The sequence below is a fragment of the Chryseobacterium sp. YIM B08800 genome, from assembly GCF_026163565.1.
In the GTDB taxonomy this organism is placed as follows: domain Bacteria; phylum Bacteroidota; class Bacteroidia; order Flavobacteriales; family Weeksellaceae; genus Chryseobacterium.
On record NZ_JAPDKN010000002.1, the window covers coordinates 139959 to 157521 of the forward strand.

General features: G+C 32.3%; 16 protein-coding genes. 5 read left to right on the forward strand and 11 right to left on the reverse strand.

Annotation, left to right across the window (positions count from 1 at the left end; translation table 11 throughout):
* Window position 1 precedes the first annotated feature (1 nt).
* From OEW74_RS00970 to OEW74_RS00985, 4 genes are all read left to right on the forward strand, one after another.
* On the forward strand, window positions 2–757 hold the full coding sequence (locus tag OEW74_RS00970) for an SIMPL domain-containing protein (RefSeq protein ID WP_265426704.1): 756 nt from the start codon (window positions 2–4) through the stop codon (window positions 755–757).
* A gap of 87 nt (window positions 758–844) precedes the next feature.
* Window positions 845–1363: a KdsC family phosphatase gene (locus OEW74_RS00975; protein ID WP_265426705.1), complete on the forward strand. Its 519-nt coding sequence runs from the start codon at window positions 845–847 to the stop codon at window positions 1361–1363.
* 95 nt (window positions 1364–1458) lie between these two features.
* Window positions 1459–2013, forward strand: coding sequence for a Maf family protein (locus OEW74_RS00980; RefSeq protein WP_265426706.1), 555 nt, complete (start codon window positions 1459–1461; stop codon window positions 2011–2013).
* Window positions 2014–2099: 86 nt separating this feature from the next.
* The gene (locus tag OEW74_RS00985) at window positions 2100–4685 is read left to right on the forward strand and encodes a tetratricopeptide repeat protein (RefSeq protein WP_265426707.1); all 2586 of its coding nucleotides are present in this window, start codon (window positions 2100–2102) and stop codon (window positions 4683–4685) included.
* A 12-nt stretch (window positions 4686–4697) separates the two neighbouring features.
* On the opposite strand, the gene tsaB is transcribed toward OEW74_RS00985, so the two are convergent.
* The 11 genes from tsaB to OEW74_RS01040 all read right to left on the reverse strand — a co-directional run bounded on the left by tsaB (window position 4698) and on the right by OEW74_RS01040 (window position 15417).
* Window positions 4698–5381, reverse strand: coding sequence for a tRNA (adenosine(37)-N6)-threonylcarbamoyltransferase complex dimerization subunit type 1 TsaB (gene tsaB / locus OEW74_RS00990; RefSeq protein ID WP_265426708.1), 684 nt, complete (start codon window positions 5379–5381; stop codon window positions 4698–4700).
* Between the two features lie 8 nt (window positions 5382–5389).
* Entirely contained in the window at window positions 5390–6382 is a 993-nt protein-coding gene (locus OEW74_RS00995) for a virulence RhuM family protein (RefSeq protein ID WP_265426709.1), read from the reverse strand.
* A 21-nt stretch (window positions 6383–6403) separates the two neighbouring features.
* A complete protein-coding gene (locus OEW74_RS01000; RefSeq protein WP_265426710.1) occupies window positions 6404–6760 on the reverse strand; it encodes a hypothetical protein in 357 nt (118 codons plus the stop codon).
* 112 nt (window positions 6761–6872) lie between these two features.
* The gene (locus OEW74_RS01005) at window positions 6873–7625 is read right to left on the reverse strand and encodes an SDR family NAD(P)-dependent oxidoreductase (protein ID WP_265426711.1); all 753 of its coding nucleotides are present in this window, start codon (window positions 7623–7625) and stop codon (window positions 6873–6875) included.
* 92 nt (window positions 7626–7717) lie between these two features.
* A complete protein-coding gene (locus OEW74_RS01010) occupies window positions 7718–8089 on the reverse strand; it encodes a YraN family protein (protein WP_416207893.1) in 372 nt (123 codons plus the stop codon).
* A gap of 42 nt (window positions 8090–8131) precedes the next feature.
* On the reverse strand, window positions 8132–9055 hold the full coding sequence (locus OEW74_RS01015) for a S66 peptidase family protein (RefSeq protein WP_265426712.1): 924 nt from the start codon (window positions 9053–9055) through the stop codon (window positions 8132–8134).
* Between the two features lie 168 nt (window positions 9056–9223).
* Entirely contained in the window at window positions 9224–9904 is a 681-nt protein-coding gene (locus tag OEW74_RS01020) for a LysE family translocator (protein WP_265426713.1), read from the reverse strand.
* A gap of 148 nt (window positions 9905–10052) precedes the next feature.
* Window positions 10053–12203: a ribonuclease R gene (gene rnr, locus OEW74_RS01025; protein ID WP_265426714.1), complete on the reverse strand. Its 2151-nt coding sequence runs from the start codon at window positions 12201–12203 to the stop codon at window positions 10053–10055.
* Between the two features lie 145 nt (window positions 12204–12348).
* On the reverse strand, window positions 12349–13158 hold the full coding sequence (locus OEW74_RS01030) for a hypothetical protein (protein ID WP_265426715.1): 810 nt from the start codon (window positions 13156–13158) through the stop codon (window positions 12349–12351).
* A gap of 225 nt (window positions 13159–13383) precedes the next feature.
* Window positions 13384–13818, reverse strand: coding sequence for a ribose 5-phosphate isomerase B (gene rpiB / locus OEW74_RS01035; RefSeq protein ID WP_265426716.1), 435 nt, complete (start codon window positions 13816–13818; stop codon window positions 13384–13386).
* Window positions 13819–13845: 27 nt separating this feature from the next.
* Window positions 13846–15417 carry a DUF4139 domain-containing protein gene (locus OEW74_RS01040; RefSeq protein WP_265426717.1) on the reverse strand — a complete coding sequence of 524 codons (1572 nt, stop codon included), beginning with the start codon at window positions 15415–15417 and terminating at the stop codon, window positions 13846–13848.
* Window positions 15418–16030: 613 nt separating this feature from the next.
* Here OEW74_RS01040 and OEW74_RS01045 point away from each other — a divergent pair.
* Window positions 16031–17221: a phosphoglycerate kinase gene (locus OEW74_RS01045; protein WP_265426718.1), complete on the forward strand. Its 1191-nt coding sequence runs from the start codon at window positions 16031–16033 to the stop codon at window positions 17219–17221.
* Window positions 17222–17563 lie beyond the last annotated feature (342 nt).

Genomic DNA, 17563 nt, shown 5'->3' on the forward strand with positions numbered 1-17563 from the left:
AATGAATACAAACATTATCCGTTCCCTCATCATCGGAGCATCAATCGTTATTACAGCTTTTGTGTTAGGCTCAAGTTTTAAAAACAGAAATTTAAAACAAGATACCATATCAGTTACAGGTCTTGGTTCTAAAGATTTTACTTCAGACGAAATAAGCTGGAGCGGAAGTTTCGACGCCAGTGCAATGGATGCAAAAGAAGCTTACAATTTAATCTCGCAAGACAAAGAAAAAGTAAAAACATTTTTCTACAGCAAAGGCTTCAAAGCAGGTGAATTTGCTTTTGGCGGAGTCAATTTTTCTCGGTCATATCGTACTGTAACGACAAAAGAAGCGGATGGATCAGAAAAATCAGAAGATGTTTTTGATGGATATAAAGCCACCCAAACTGTGTTTTTCAGAGCAAAGAAAAACCCGGCTTTGATGAAGAAAATTGAAAGCGTGATTGACAAAACTGCAGAACTTATCAATAGTGGCGTTCAGTTTGAACCATCTTCAGCTCAATATACTTATTCTGATCTTTCTTCGTTGAAACATAGCTTGATAGAACAAGGTTCTAAAGATGCGAGAGAAAGAGCGGAGAAAATTGTAAAAAGTGCAGATGGAGATCTTGGAAAATTAAAAGACGCATCGATGGGTGTATTTCAGATTACCGCAAAAGGTTCTACTGATGAAGATAGTTATGGAGGAAATTTTGATACTTCAAGCAAGGAAAAATCAGCGAGAATTACGGTAAGACTGACCTATAATCTTGATTAAATTAATTTAAAAATAAAGTAAAAATGATAAGTGAATGCAATTGATCTGAATCTTTTATCATTCATCAATTATCATTTATAAATCAACATGAGTTATAAAGAGAAATTAAAAGATATAAAAGCTTTTGTATTTGATGTAGACGGTGTTTTTACGGATGGAAGCGTTTATCTTATGCCCGGCGGAAATATGAGCAGGGTAATGAATGTTTTGGATGGTTATGCAGTAGTAAAAGCTTTAAAAAACGACTATCTGATTGGAGTTATTACAGGGGGAAATGACGAAATGGTAAGACACAGAATCAACTATTTGGGAATACAGGATTACTACCCAAAATCTCATGATAAAATGGTCGATTATGAAGATTTTAAAGCTAAATATAATCTTAAAAACGAAGAAATTTTAACGATGGGAGATGATGTTCCGGATTTTCATATGATGCAGAGTTCGGCCATTGCAACCTGTCCTGAAAATGCCGTTCCTGAAATTAAAGGAATCGCAGACTATATTTCGCAAATAAAAGGAGGAAGTGGGGCAGTACGCGATGTGATTGAACAGGTGATGAAGATTCAGGGAAAATGGCATGATGATAATACGCAATCTGTATAAGAAGGTGAAAGAAAATGGATAAAAGACTTACAATCAAATATCTAATTTTGCAAAATATCATTTAACATTTATCGTTTATCATTTATAAAATACTGATGAAAATACTTTTAGCATCGCAATCTCCGAGAAGGAAAGAATTACTGTCAAGTTTAGGTTTTGATTTTGAAGTCGTGAAAATTGACTGTGAAGAAATTTTACCTGAAAATATAAAAACAGAAGACGCTGCAGCTTATTTATCTGAATTAAAAGCAAATGCATTCAGAAATCTGCAGAATGATGAAGTTTTATTGACCGCGGATACAGTCGTTGCCAATGAAAATCAGTTTCTGGGAAAACCAAAAAATGAAATTGAAGCAAAAAAAATGCTTCAGTCATTATCAGGGAAAATACATCAGGTTTATACGGGAATTACGATTAAAACTTTAGATAAAATTATCACAGAAACCGATGTTGCTGATGTAGAGTTTGATGAAATCTCGGATGAAGAAATTGATTTTTATATCAAAAAATATCAACCGTTCGACAAAGCAGGAGGGTATGGTATACAAGAATGGCTTGGAATGTCGAAAATTAAAAAAATAAACGGAAATTTTTATACCATTATGGGACTTCCAACGCATTTGGTCTATAAAATATTGCGAGAATTATAGATATTTTCAAAATAAAATTTTATTATTTTTACAAAATCATCAAACTGCTGATAATAAAAAGTAAATTAGCGAGTTATATTGAAATAATGAAAAAGAAAATAGCATTCCTTTTAGCAGCGATTATTGTTGTTTCCTGTGGCACGAAAGTGAAAAAACCGGAAGCCAGATCAAAGTTTTTGAAAGGATTTTCAACTTATTACAATACCCTGTTTAATGCCAAAGACGCTTTAAACAGTGAGTTTACAGATAGAGATAAAGCTCATAAAGATAATTTTTATGCGCCTTATATTCCCATATTAACTTATGAGGAGCAGCCTTTGGGAAGTGATTTGGGGCAGTCTTCGGCTTTTGCAGAAAATTCTATGAAAATGGCGGAAGTAAACCGCCCTCAACCCAACGGAAGAAACGCACCCGGAATGCCATCAAACGGACCGGGAATGCCTGGAATGTTCGGAAATACGCCTCAAAACCCTAATAATCCTGAAGAAAATAAAGGAGCTACAGTTTTAGAAATTGCAGAAGCAAAAGCTTTAAAAGCAATTAATAAATATTCTGTCATCAGAAAAGGAGAGGAGCAAAACAAAACTATTTTTGATGCTTATATTATTTTGGCTCAATCTAGAATTTATCAGGGAAAATCAATTAAAGCTTTAGATGCTTTAAACTATGTTTTCACTCACATGAAGGAAGATAAAAGACTTCCTTTAGCACATATTTATGAAGCTTTAGCCTATTCAAAAATTAAAAATTATCATAAATCTGACGAAATTTTTAATAAACTTAAAAGTGAAAAATTAAGCAAAGATCATGATAAACTGTTGAGTATTTATTATGCTGAATCTCTTTTGGATCATGGTAAAAAAGAAGAATCTATAAAAGAATTAGACCGTGCTTTTGAACTGAACAGCAATAGAAAACTAAAAAGCAGAATTGCATTTTTGAGAGGACAGGTTTTACAAGAAACAGGAAAACAAGATCTTGCAAGAGAGAGTTTTTTAGCCGCTTACAAATATGCCAATGATTTTGAATTTGAAGTAAAATCTCAGATCGAAATTGCTAAAACATTCAACGGAAAAGGAAACTATGAAGGTGCTAAAGATTATCTTGAAAAAATAAGCAAAAAAGGTACTTACGGATCAAGAAAGAATGAATTTTATTATGCTTTAGGCTTAATGGCCAACAAAGCTGGCAAGAAAAAAGAAGCACAGGAATTCTTTAGAAAATCATTGCTTGAAAAAGTTTCAGACGGGCAGGTGAGAGGTTTGGCTTATTATGAAATCGGTAAAGATTATTTAGACAGAAATGATTACATCGGAGCGGGAGCTTATTATGATTCTGCATTGGTTGCAATGACGTATGAGCCTTCTAAAATTTTGCTTCAAGATCAGTCTAATTACATTAAAAAAATCTCTAAAAATTATTATTTAATTAAGAAAAACGACAGTATTCTGTCTTTGGCAAAAATGTCTGATGCGCAGAAAACTGATTATTTTGCAAAGTATATAGAGAAACTAAAAATTAAAGAAGAAAGAGAAGAACAGGAAAGGAGACGCGCCGAAAGAAGCAAAGGTTTTGACACCGGAGATTACAATGCCAATTCTCTTTTTGCAAACAGCTCAAATTCTTTCGAAGATTTCGGGATCGCTGCAAAAGGTTTTTACTTTGGAAATACTGGAACCGTAAGCAAGGGTACATCCACCTTTAAACAGGTTTGGGGAGATCGTGCTTTGGTTGACAACTGGCGTTATTCTAAAAAAACGGCATCGCTTCAAGACATGAAGAATGAAGCTTTAGGAGTAACTTCAGCGCCTAATCCGAGACGTTTTGAACCTTCTTTTTATATTGAACAAATTCCTTCAGATGCCGGAAAATTATCTCAGTTGAAAAAAGATAGAGATACTGCTTCATTAGGTCTTGGGGTAATGTATCAGAATTATTTTACCAATACGCCTTTAGCAACAAAGACGCTTTATGATTTGGTAGATGTAAAACCGGAGGAAAAAGTAATGCTTCAGGCTTTGTATGAAATTTTTGCGATGAATTATGAGAAAGATCCGCAAGCTGCAGCCAGAGCAAAACAGATTTTATTGACCGATTATCCTTATAGTTCTTTTGCAGAATTCGCAAGAAATCCTAAAAGCAATACCTTCGTAAAGTCTTCAGAAGAAGTTGAAAACGAATACAAAATGGCTTTTGCTTTATATGAATCTGAAAAATTTGCTGAAAGTCAGGGTAAAATAGAGCAGGTGGTTCTTAAATATCCTAAAGATGCTTTAGTACCTAAACTGAATCTTTTAAACGCATTCAATGCCGGAAAAACCAGCGGAAAAGAAGTAATGATTCTGCAGCTTGAGCAAATTGTTTTGAATTATGCCAAAACTCCTGAAGGAATTAAAGCTAAGGAAATGCTCAATTATCTGAAAAGCGATATCGCATTTCAGGCAACCGATAATAAAGGAAATACAGTACCTAATAATCCTTTTAACGGACCTGGACAGCCTAGTAATTTCCAACAATCTCAAAATAATAATCTTGCTCCGAACAATACTGGTGCGCAGATGATGAATAATAATGTTCCTCAACAGAATAATAATATTCCGAAAAAAGCAGGAAATAATACGATGCAAAAACTTCAGCAAACTACTGGTGAAGTGAAAACAATGAAACAATAAAAAAAGCGAAGATTATTCTTCGCTTTTTGTTTTTTTCTTTACTCCATGAAAATCTTTAAGATAGAAAGGCTCAAAATAAGCTATATCTTCAAAATCTTCATTCTTTATCTTTTCTAAAGTTTTCTTTATTAAAAACTGAGCAGAAGGAAATATTTCTGCATTAAACTCCGCATTCGGAAGTTGTAATATTTCTTTTGCTTTTAACGCTCCATCGCCCACGAAAAGTACTTTTTTATCTTTTAATTCTTCAAAAGAATTTTCATCTAAAACTTTAGCTTCGGTCTGAGCAAGTTCTTCCCCCGAAATTCCATCATAAACAGCGGTATAAACCTCCATTCGTCTTGCATCGATCAAAGGGATAATTAATTCATAGTTTTGTCCTAAAAAAGGCTCTATCATGCTTTCCATGGAATTGACTGCAATCAAAGGAATTTTAAGTCCATAACAAAAACCTTTTGCTGAAGCAGCTCCAATTCTCAAACCAGTATAAGAACCCGGACCTTTTCCCAAAGAAATGGCTTTAATATCTTTCATTGATAATTGGGCTCCTTCCAAAGCCCATTCTACAAAAGTGTGGAGCGACTCGCTCTGTTTATAGTTTTCTGAAACTTCTTCTGTAGAGCAAAGCAGTTTTTCACCATCTGAAATGGCTACAGAACAGTTTTTTGAGGACGTTTCGAGATATAATATTTTCATTTTTTATTTTAATCTTTTCCTAATTTTTTAATTTGCTTATCGAAGTCCGAAATTATTTTTTGAGTTTTGTTAAAAGTCTCATATTCTTTAATTGCTTTTTTTTCTGCAGCAATTTTAGATATATTTCCTTTTCCTTCCAAAATTCTGTATTCGTTAAAATCTAAAAACCGATTGACACTTTTAGCCAAAGATTCCATTGTAAAAGTATTTTGTCTTTCAATCAACCCTTCGATATAATCAAAATATCCTGACACGGTTCTTTCCAGTTGTTTAATTTCTGTTTCTTGAAGATAATTTTTAGCTATTAAAATATCTTGCTTCAAAACTCTTCCATCCGGAGCATTTTTCCAAGATGTTAAGCCCATATTTTCTTTGGTACAATCGGCAGTTTTATAAATGATTTCAGCAGCAGTTTTTCCGGTAATTGCAAAATGAAACTTATTCTGAACCATTGCGTAAAAGTTTTTCGTAATCTCAGAATTTCTATCATAATCAATACTGCATTCAGCAAAAATATCGGTGATTTGCTGGTAAACTCTTCTTTCACTTGCTCGAATAGAGCGGATTCTCTGCAGAAGTTCTTTAAAATAATCTTTACCAAATACATTTTGACCTTGTTTCAATCTTTCATCATCCATCACAAAACCTTTGATGATAAATTCTTTCAAAATCTGTGTTGCCCAGATTCTAAACTGTGTTGCTTTAGATGAATTTACACGATAACCAACAGAAATTATAGCGTCAAGATTGTAATATTTTGTCTTGTAATTTTTTCCATCAGAAGCAGTTGTTTCCAAAATGGAAATAACTGAATCTTCTTTAAGTTCGCCTTCATCAAAAATATTTGATAGATGCTTGCTTATTGCAGGAACATTTACATCAAACAAGGCAGCCATAGACTTCTGTGTAAGCCAAAGCGTTTCGTTTTGTACAAAAACATCTACACGAATTTCTCCTTTTGGATTTTGGTAAATTAAAAAGTTCTGAAACTCTCCGTCCATTGTGTTATTTTTAAAACAAATTTATGGCTTTATTTCCACACTTTGCCGGCTCCACAATTTCCATTGAGATTTCTTTTTTATCCAAATCTCAAGAAGCGACAAATTCATATCAAAATCTTGATTTTTATATAAGCCTGAAACTTTTATTTTCCTTCTTATACTGAATGTATTTTTGAATTTCTTGATTTCTGAAACTTCTGTCTGTTTAATTTCTTTATAAACCGCTTTTTTTGATGAAAAATCTTTCTTAAAATCTTCAGAATTCTGAATCCATCCATTGGAATGACCGAACGAAACATCTGAACAAAATAAATCAATAATTTGAGTATCATTATTCATCATCAGAGAATCTAGCTTTTTTGCTTGTAATAAAACCATTTTCTCATCTTTTGAATAATTCTGAGAAAATCCAAAAACAAAGCAAAACAAAAATAGAATAGGGAAGAACCTCATTTTCAAATTCTCAAATTAAACCATTTTCAAATTAAAATTATCCTTTTCTGTAAATCGTTCTCGGCTCGCTTTGTGCGCTCGGATAAATGGTCATATCTGAAACCGTTACGTGTTGCGGAGCATTGATGCAATAGGCAATTGCATCAGCAATATCTTCGGCTTTCAAAGCTTCATAACCTGCATAAACCGTTGCTGCTCTTTCCTGATCTCCTTTAAATCTGATTAAAGAAAAATCGGTTTCTACAGCTCCTGGCTGAATATTCGTCACACGAATTCCAAATTCTGTCAATTCGATCCTCATTCCTTCAGAAATAACATCTACCGCTTTTTTTGTAGCACAATACACAACTCCGTTTGCATAAGTTTGTCTCGCCGCAACCGAACTGATATTAATAATCTGCCCCGAATTTCTTTCTTTCATCATCGGAATTAAAGTTTTTGAGACGTATAAAAGTCCTTTTACATTTCCGTCAATCATAGAATCCCAATCGTCTGTACTTCCAGCGGAAAGAGGCTCTAAACCATGTGCATTTCCTGCGTTATTAATCAGTACATCAATATTTTTCCATTCTTCAGGAAGTGATTCGATTGAGGTTTCTACTTCTTCAATATTTCTGACATCAAATTTTAAACTAAAAACTTCAGTTAAAGATGATAATTCTGCCTTTACAGATTCTAAAACTTCTGGTCGTCTTCCACAGATAATAATTCTGTTTCCTTGTTTTGCTAAAAGTTCAGCAGTAGATTTTCCTATTCCGGAAGTCGCTCCGGTAACGAGTATTGTTTTCATAAAAAATTTCAATTTTTAAATTTAACAATGTATCAAAACAAAAGTTTACCAATAATTGGTACATTGATAGATTGTTAAATTGTTACATTAATTCAGTTTGCATCAAATGCTTCAAAAGCATCTTCAATATGTTCTATAATGAGTTTTCCTTTTTCGTCGGGAAGCACAGAAATAATATCAAATCGTACTTCCTGATCTTTATTAAATTCTTCCATAAAATGATTGGCTGCCGTAACAATAAGTTTGATTTTACCCTTTGTAACCGCTTCCTGAGGCAAAATGAAAAAATCGGTCGATCTCGCTTTCACTTCAACTACAATAATTAGATTATCTTTTTCAGCGATAATATCGATCTCAGCTTTTTGATAATGGAAGTTTCGCACAAGAATTTTATAGCCGTTTTCCTGTAAAAACTGTACGGCTAAATCTTCTGCTAGTTTTCCGAGGTCGTTGTGATCTGCCATTTGAGTTGGAGTGTTTGAGAGTAGGAGAGTTATAGAATTTATTTAAAACTCAACCTTTACCTTATCATTAACCTTTACCTTAACCTGGCTTCCAATAATCAAAGGTCGATTGTCTTTAATGTGTCCATTCGGAAAATCAAAAACAACAGGGAAATTATATTTTGAAATTCTATCGGCAATAAGCTGGTTTGCAAATTTATCAAAACTCTCTTCGTATTGCTTATTGTCTTTTTCGTCGCCCATGTTTGTCATTCCGCCAACAATTAAACCTTTTATTTTTGTAAAAACTCCGGCTAATTCCAGACTCATTATCATTCTGTCGAGCGCATAAAAATTTTCACCAATATCTTCGATGAATAATATTTTATCTTTAAAATCAAAAGAATATTTCGTTCCTAAAAGCGCATAAATAAGCGCTAAATTACCTCCAATTAATTCGCCTTCAATATTTCCTTTTTTATTAAATTGATTTGATTCTAAACTATATTTTGGCTTTTTCCCTTTTAAAATATGAAAAATCAAATCATAGCTTTCTTCAGTAACTCCGAAGCTTGATGTTTTAATGGTTTGTCCGTGAATGGAAGCAAAACCTTTTTTCAGTAAAAAACTTTGTATAACCGTATTATCAGAATAACCGATATACCATTTCGGGTTTTTGGTAAATTCTTTTAAGTTTAAACCTTCAACTAAATGTTGACAGCCATAACCACCTCTTGAAGCCCAAACCGCGGAAATTTCGCTGTCATTTAAAGCCCAATTCATATCTTTCAATCTTTGTTCCTCAGTTCCGGCGTAATTGTATCCGTTTGAAAATTTAGTATAAAGATTTTCACCTAAAACAGGTTCAAAACCTTTAGATTTAATCATTTCAATCCCTTTTTCCAGTTGACTGGGCTCTATTGAACCAGCTGGAGAAATGATGGCAATTTTATCGCCTTTCGTAAGTGACTTTGGAAATATTTTCATTAATCAGTTGTTGTTTTTTAATATGATTATTTTAGTGATTCTTAAAATTTAACGCAAAGTTCGCAAAGATTTTTTTTACTATTATTCTGCATTTTTTTTGTTCGCAAAGGCGTTCTAATTAGCAAAGAAACCCAAGATATTTCAATTGAAAAATGATTACGATTTTAATTATTTTTTATATTTTAATTCCTTTTTTTCGGCCTCTTCAAGCTGTTTATCAAACTGATTAAACATTTTAAAGCTTTGAAGGAAAATGAAAAAACTGAAAATAATCAGCACAACTCCAACCCCTTTTCTGATGTTGTTTGCCAATTTTTGAGTCAGTTTATAATGGAATTGTTTTGCAAGAAAAATTTTAGCAAAATCAATTAAAAGATAAGTTGCGATTACAATTGCCAGGTAAAGAATCAATGTTTCTGTATCGGGATACTGATTTCGAACTCCGATTACCGTTACCAACCAGAAAAGAATAACTCCGACATTCAGAAGATTTAAAAGAAATCCGTTGAGGAATGTTTTGAAATAATTCTGGCTGATTATTTTTTCTTCTCCAGGTAAATGCATTTTAGTTTTTGTCACCATCATGATGATACCATAGCTGAGAATAAGGATGGACGTAATTCTGTAAAAACCGGGATGTTTGTCAATTAAATTAACAATATCGGCACTTGCATAATAGGCTGCAACAATGCATAATAAATCTGCTGTAATAACACCAAAATCCAGCGCTAAAGCATGTTTAGGACCTCTTGTGAAACTAGTTTCAATCAAAAGGAAAAAAATAGGACCAATGAAAACCAGGCTCAACATAAAACCAAGACCAATGGCCGACAATATAAGTTCAAACATTTAAAATTGTTTCTATCCCAAATTTAAAAATTATATTTCTATTTGTCTGCAAAAATGAGTTTTTTAAACCCGAATTATACAATAAAGACTTTTTTAAACAAAAAAAGACTGCCACAATCGGGCAGTCTTCTGTTTTTATATTAAAATCTTACTCAACAATCTTAAAATCGAGCTGTTTTTGAATTAAATTGGCTTTTACCACTTTAATCTGAACCTGATCTCCCAATTGATATCTGTTTCCTGTACGAGATCCATAAACAGCATGTGTAGCTTTATCATACGTGTAAGAATCATCCATCAAATCTCTCAATTTGATCAAACCTTCTGCACCGTTTTCAGGAATTTCTACCCAAAAGCCAAATTCAGCCACTCCGGAAATTACCCCTGTGAAAGTTTCTCCCAAATGTTTTTCCATGAATTTCACCTGCATAAATTTGATAGAATCTCTTTCTGCATCGGCTGCCAAACGCTCCATTGCACTGCAGTGTTTTGCTTTTTCTTCCAATTCATTTCTGTCGGGAGATTTTCCTCCATCCAAATAATGCTGCAACAATCTGTGGGCAAGCAAATCTGGATAACGACGGATAGGAGAGGTGAAGTGCGAATAATAATCGAATCCTAAACCATAGTGACCAATTGGCTCGGTAGAATAAACAGCTTTACTCATACTTCGCATCGCTAAAGTTTCGATCATATTTTCTTCGCCTTTTCCTTTTACATCTTTCAATAAGGTGTTTAAAGATTCAGCCACTTTTTTGGTGTTGGCAAGATCCATTTTGTATCCAAAAGTAGAAACGAAATCTCTTAAAGCTTCCAGTTTCGCAGGATCCGGATCGTCGTGAACTCTGTAAATAAAGGTATTTCCGTTTGGACTTCCTTTTTTAAGCGAAACAAATTCTGACACTTTTTTATTCGCCAAAAGCATAAATTCTTCAATCAGGTGATTAGAATCTTTACTGATTTTAAAGTAAACTCCAATCGGCTGATTATTTTCATCTAAATTGAATCTAACTTCACTTCTATCAAAAGTAATCGCACCATTTTTGATACGACCTGCACGCATAATTTTAGCTAATCTGTCTAAAACATTGATCTCTTCCTGCAGATCTCCTTCTTTGGTTTCGATTCTTTCCTGAGCTTCCTCATAAGTGAATCTTCTGTCTGAATGAATAACCGTTCTTCCAAACCATTGTTTCTGAATTTCTGCATTGTCATTCAACTCAAAAACTGCAGAGAAAGTATATTTATCTTCATTCGGACGAAGAGAACAAACATCGTTACTCAAAACTTCCGGAAGCATCGGTACAACACGGTCTACCAAATAGACTGAAGTTGCTCTTTCGTAGGCTTCATCATCCAAAATAGTTCCGGGAACTACATAATGAGAAACGTCTGCAATGTGAACTCCAACTTCCCAGTTTCCATTTTCCAATTTGCGCATCGACAAGGCATCATCAAAATCTTTTGCATCTTTAGGATCTATCGTGAAAGTCAAAACATCACGCATATCCCAACGCTTTGCAGCTTCTTCATCGGTAATTCTGCGATCGATTTTATCGGCATCTCTTTCCACTTCTTCAGGAAATTCGTACGGTAAACCGTATTCTGCAAGAATAGAGTGGATCTCTGTTTCATGATCTCCCGGATTTCCTAAAACCTGTAAAATTTCTCCTTCAGGATTTTTGTCTCCAGGTTTCCATTCTGTCATTTTTACAACGACTTTATTGCCGTTTTCAGCACCATTTATTTTTCCTTTCGGAATAAAAATATCGGTATTGATTGTCTTTTTATCACAAACTACAAACCCAAATTCTTTGTGAGGAACCAATTGAAAAGTTCCTACAAATTCTGATCTTTTTCTTTCTAAAACTTCCAAAACAGAACCTTCGAGTTTTTTACCTTTAAAATTGTAGGTAACAATTAAAACTTTATCGCCCTGTAAAGCGTCTTTCACATTTTTTGAATGAATGAAAATATCATCTTTCAGATTTTCTACTGCTACATAAGCATTTCCGCTTTGGTTGAAATCGATAATACCAGTTAAAGTGCCTTCAATATTAAGATTAATGCTGTATTTTCCTTTGTCGGTTTCTTTTATTCTTTGGTTTGCCAATAGTTTGTGCAAAGCCTGAATCACCATCTCACGTTGTCTCGGATTTTTATGATCAATTCCGTCTGAGATTTGTTTGTAATTGTATACTTTAGTTTGGTTTTGATTCATAAATTTCATGATCAATCTTCCGATTTCCATTAATTTATGATCATTTTTCTGACTTATATATTTTTTCTTTTTTGCCATTTTTTAATTTGATTGTATAAAGATATTTCTTTTAGCTTGTAATTGGAAATATTTTGTTTTATTTCTAAGTTTTTATTTAATTTCTTGATGAAAATTATTTTAAATTATTCATCATCATTTTTTCGGATTATTATGCTTTTTGTTTTTATGGTAATTTCTTTTCTTCTAAAAAATTCCATTTTCCATCTTTGTATTGGTAAAGCAAATATCTTTTGCTGAGTTCTTTTTCACGATTTCCTAAAATGATCGTTACACCATAAATGCTCGAACTTTCACTTACAACAGGAAATATTTTCATATCAAGTTGAAGGTAATTCTGTGCAATTATTTTATTCTTGTCAAGGCTAATTTCTAAGCTTTTTGTTGGTTTTTTATGAGATGAATAATAAAATTCTTTCTTTTTATTATTTAAATCTCTGTAAATTCCTTTGTAAAAAGGCTCAATATTTCGTGTTTTAAGATAATTATTTTCATCCTTCATATTTTGTTCAAAAGACCAAAACGGGAATTCAATCAAAGGAATAATTATTTTATTATCAAAGAAATTTTGAATTTTTAAATAGCTATTTTTATTCCATACTTTTTCGAAAACGTCCTTATTAATATACTTTTCGTAATGTTTACATTTAAAAAAAGAATCATTTCCGCAAGAAGATATTATTGTATTGTAATCAGGATTAAGTATTACAATTTTTCTTTCATCAGATTTTATTTTCTGAAATTCTTTTAGTTTTAAAAGCTCATCAAAAAGTGTTTCAAAATTAAGTTTCTGAAGCTCTTCAGACTGCTTTTCATAAAGTGCTTTTTCTTCATCATAGATTTTTTGACAATCTACTTTTCTTAGTCCTAAAATTACAACATCTTCAATTTTGTCATTGCTTACAGAATCTTTTTCCTGTGCTTGAAGGCATAGAAAACTTAATAACAAGAAAAATGAAAATATAAATTTCTTCAAAAGTTAAATTTTTTTAATCATAACTTAATTTTCCATCTGAATTATTTACAATGGAAGTTTTAGCTAAATTTAAAACAAAAAAGTGGAGAAGGAGGGATAAACTTTCTTTAGAAACTCTGAAAATTTTTATGGAATCAACAGTTTGGTAATTGCTGTTGGACAGTGCAAATATATAAAATAAAAAATAAATAAGGCTTGCAAATTGATTTACAAGCCTTTATCAATTTAGCAGAATGCAATTTTGTCTACTCTGTTTTGGTGTCTTCCTCCTTCAAATTCTGTATTTAAAAAAGTTTTTACAATTTCCAAAGCATATTCTTTAGCCACAAATCTTGCAGGTAATGCAACCATATTGGCATTGTTGTGTTGTTTAGATAAAGCCGCAATTTCCGGCATCCAAGAAAGTGCGCAACGAATTCCTTGGTGTTTATTAGCAGAAAGCTGTACGCCTTGTCCGCTTCCACAAACTAAAATTCCTAATTCATTTTCTCCATTTTCAACAGAAGAAGCTGCTGGATGTACAAAATCAGGGTAATCTACACTTTCAAGAGAATGAGTTCCAAAATCTTGAATTTCATATTCATCTTGTAACTGCTGTTTCAAATATTCTTTATATTCAAAACCTGCATGATCTGCTGCAATAGCAATTTTTCTTTTCATTTTTTACTTTTAAATTTATTTTACTTTTTATCTTATATCTGCAGTTATTAAATCTTTTGGCAAAGTTACGTTAAATCCGAATTTAATCTTCTTTGTTTCATTAGGTTTTATCTCAAAATTCCAAATCAGGAAACCTGAGCTTTTATCATAGTCTGCATTATCCGGATTAATGGCATCTATTTTTATATTTTCTGCCACTGAAAGCGGGATCTGATCTTTCAATTCAAGCTTCACAGAAGTGTCTTTATTATTTTTAATAGTAATTTCGTAGAAATAATTTTCAAACTTTTCTTTTTCACCTAAATTTTTAGTTTCTTTTTTCACCAACTCTCTTTTCGTAAGAATATTCGGATCACTTCCAAGACTAATCAGCATTTCGCTCGTTAATTGATTCGTATCAATATTTGCTGTACCAATTTGTACATCTTCCATGAAAATATCTGCATTTCCAGGCAAGAAATTATATTGTGAATAGTCTTTTATAGAAGCCAGAAGGAAAGTTTTGTTTTCTAATTTTGTTGTCGTAAAATATTTATAATTAGTTGTTACTTCAAAGTTATTCAAATCTTCTGTTACTTCCACATCCGAAGGAAGCACTACATTTTTATCTAAAGAAATTTCTGTTTTCATCGTTCTTTGAGCAATTCGTGAATTTGATTCTCCCATTACTACATATTCAGCAACGCTGGAAGTTTTCGCATTACTCTTCGGTCTTTGAAATGCTTGATTGGAAACATAATAATCTCGCTCTGTTCTCAAAAACCAACGATCCAATTCGTAAGGTTTATCTTCTGAACTAAAACTTCCGTTGATTAATTTTATCGGAATATTTTTAAATTCCAAACCTGTATTTTGTTGAATTTTTGCTTTGTAAGAAATCTTCAATGGAGATTTTATTCCGTTTGATTTTATTACATAATAAGGTCGCCAATTCGCATTTTGAATTTGCTGATTGACTTCAAAATTAACTGTCTGCCTTTTATCACTTGCAATTTGGAGAACAATAATATTATTGTAAAATGCTTCATCATCTTTAGTTAGACCATATCTTTTATTCTCTAAAATTGACATTCTGGATTGGTTCTTTGCTATTCTCGCCTGAGCGTCTGTCTCATCTTTGTATAAATTTTTAAGAGTGGTTTGATTAAAATCAATCATTTTAAGAATTTCTGCAGAAGAAGGATTTCCCAATGTCTGATTTTTCTGAACAATTCCTATAGAATTTCTAGTCAGAGTCAGCTCCTGCTCAATCTTTTTGTTAGCATTTTTATAAAACTCAATGCTGTCATTTATAGGACCTATGTTTTTATTTTTACCCAGTTTTTCTGCGTAGTTACTATTATAGGTTTCGTAACGTAAAAGATTAATTTTTTTGTCTGGCTTAAAAGATGAAATATCCATTCCGCTGCTTCTCCCAAAGTCTTTGATGATAATGAAATTTTTTCCTTGAGCTACATCTGCCGAGAAAAAATGCTTGATAATTCCACCATTTGAATAAATTTTTACTTCTCTAATTTTTGAGGAGGTTGTAGTATAGTTTTCTTGTCCGAAACAATTGAAAACGATTAATACAAAAGACAATAAATTGATTTTCAGCATATTTTAAATTTTTATTTTCACTTTTTTTTGAATCTCATAAATTGTTAGTTAGTTACTCACAAATTGTTAAGATCATTGTTAATAAGTGTGGAAAAGATTGTTAAAAATAATATTTTTTTTCTTCTGAAAAAGTTGTAATAGAAATTACTTCCTAATATTCGATTAAAAATTTTTAAAAACTTTTTTTAGAGTATTCCTTAGTTTTTCCATAAATCTGTTATCCATAATCAGAATAGTGGAAAAGTTATCCATAATTGTTAGTAAGTAGCTGAAAAAACAGATTTTCAGCATTTTAAAATGTGAATTAAATCTGAGTTACGGATAAATTAGATGTTATCAAGTTTTATCGTTAAAGTTATCCCCGAAACTCACAACACTCAACAACAGTATTCATTCTTTCTTTTAAAAAAAAAGATGATAGTGTTGATTGGTGGGTAAAGCTTTGTGGGGAATTTTTTGAAAACTTTTAAAAGATTCGATTTTTTGCGAGACTTTAAAATCTTACATTTGTGAAACAAAATTTCAAAAGAATTTGTGAAATCGCTCCAGGTTTGAAAATTCAAATCTTGGTTTAGCGAGACGACTTCATTTGACAAAAAATATAGATTTACGTATGAAAACAATCAATGATTTCAATTTCAAAGACAAAAAAGCTCTGGTAAGAGTAGATTTTAATGTTCCGCAGGACGATCAGCTGAAGGTAACCGATAATACTAGGATTGTAGCTGTAAAACCTACAGTAGATAAAATTCTTAAAGATGGGGGTTCTGTTATTTTAATGGCTCACTTGGGAAGACCAAAAGGAGAGGTTAAAGATGAGTTTTCTTTAAAACATATTGTAGATGAAGTCTCTAATGTATTGGGTCAGGAAGTAAAATTTGTCGATGAATGTGTAGGAGAGAAGGCTGAACAAGCTGCTTCTGAACTTAAAGCAGGAGAAATCCTTTTGTTAGAGAATCTACGTTTTCATAATGAAGAAGAAAAAGGCGATGTTGCCTTTGCAGAAAAGCTTTCTAAGCTCGCCGACGCTTATGTAAATGATGCGTTTGGTACAGCTCACAGAGCACATGCTTCAACTGCAGTAATCGCTCAGTTTTTTAATTCGACTAAATTTTTCGGTTTACTAATGGCTAAAGAGCTTCAGGCTATCGATAAAGTATTGAAGAGTGGTGAAAAACCAATTACCGCAATTCTTGGTGGTTCTAAAGTTTCAACTAAAATTACCATTATAGAAAATATATTACCAGCAGTTGATAATTTAATTATTGGTGGTGGAATGGCATTTACATTCATTAAAGCTTTGGGTGGAAAAATTGGTACGTCATTGGTTGAAGAAGATAAATTACCATTGGCTTTGGAAATTTTAGGAAAAGCTAAACAACATAATGTAAAAGTTTATCTTCCTTCAGACACTATTATTGCTGAAAGTTTTAATAATGACGCTGAAAGAAAAGAAGTTGATATTTATGAAATTCCTGAAGGATGGATGGGATTGGATGCAGGTGCAAAATCTAGAGATCAGTTTAATGATGTTTTACTAAATTCAAGAACTATTCTTTGGAATGGACCAATCGGTGTTTTTGAAATGTCTAATTTTTCTGGTGGAACTGTAGCTTTAGGTGATAGCATTGCTGAAGCTACAAAATTAGGAGCTTTCTCTTTAGTTGGAGGAGGAGACAGTGTAGCTTTCGTAAAACAATTCGGCTATGGAGAAAAAGTAAGTTATGTTTCTACCGGAGGTGGAGCAATGCTTGAAAGTTTGGAAGGTCTGGAACTTCCTGGTGTTGCTGCAATCAACAACTAAACTTTAAACAATATTTTCAAAGTCTGCTAAACAATAGCAGACTTTTTCCTTTTTTGAATATCCTCAAAACTATTGAGGATATTTTTAAAAAAAATTTTGAGGTTTTCTGAAGCTGTTAGACTGTGCTGTTGTCAATTTAAAAAAATCTACACGATTCTCAGAGGGTTTGTTTGAACTTTCTTTCAAAGATAAATTTTTCAAACTTATTTACTTTTCCATTTAGTGTTATTTTCTCTCTTCTATAGCGATCAATTACTAATAAAAAAAATTCTGTGCGATTCTCAGAGGCATAGTTTGAGATTATATTCTATTTTTAAATTGAATTTTTTTTAATATTAAAAT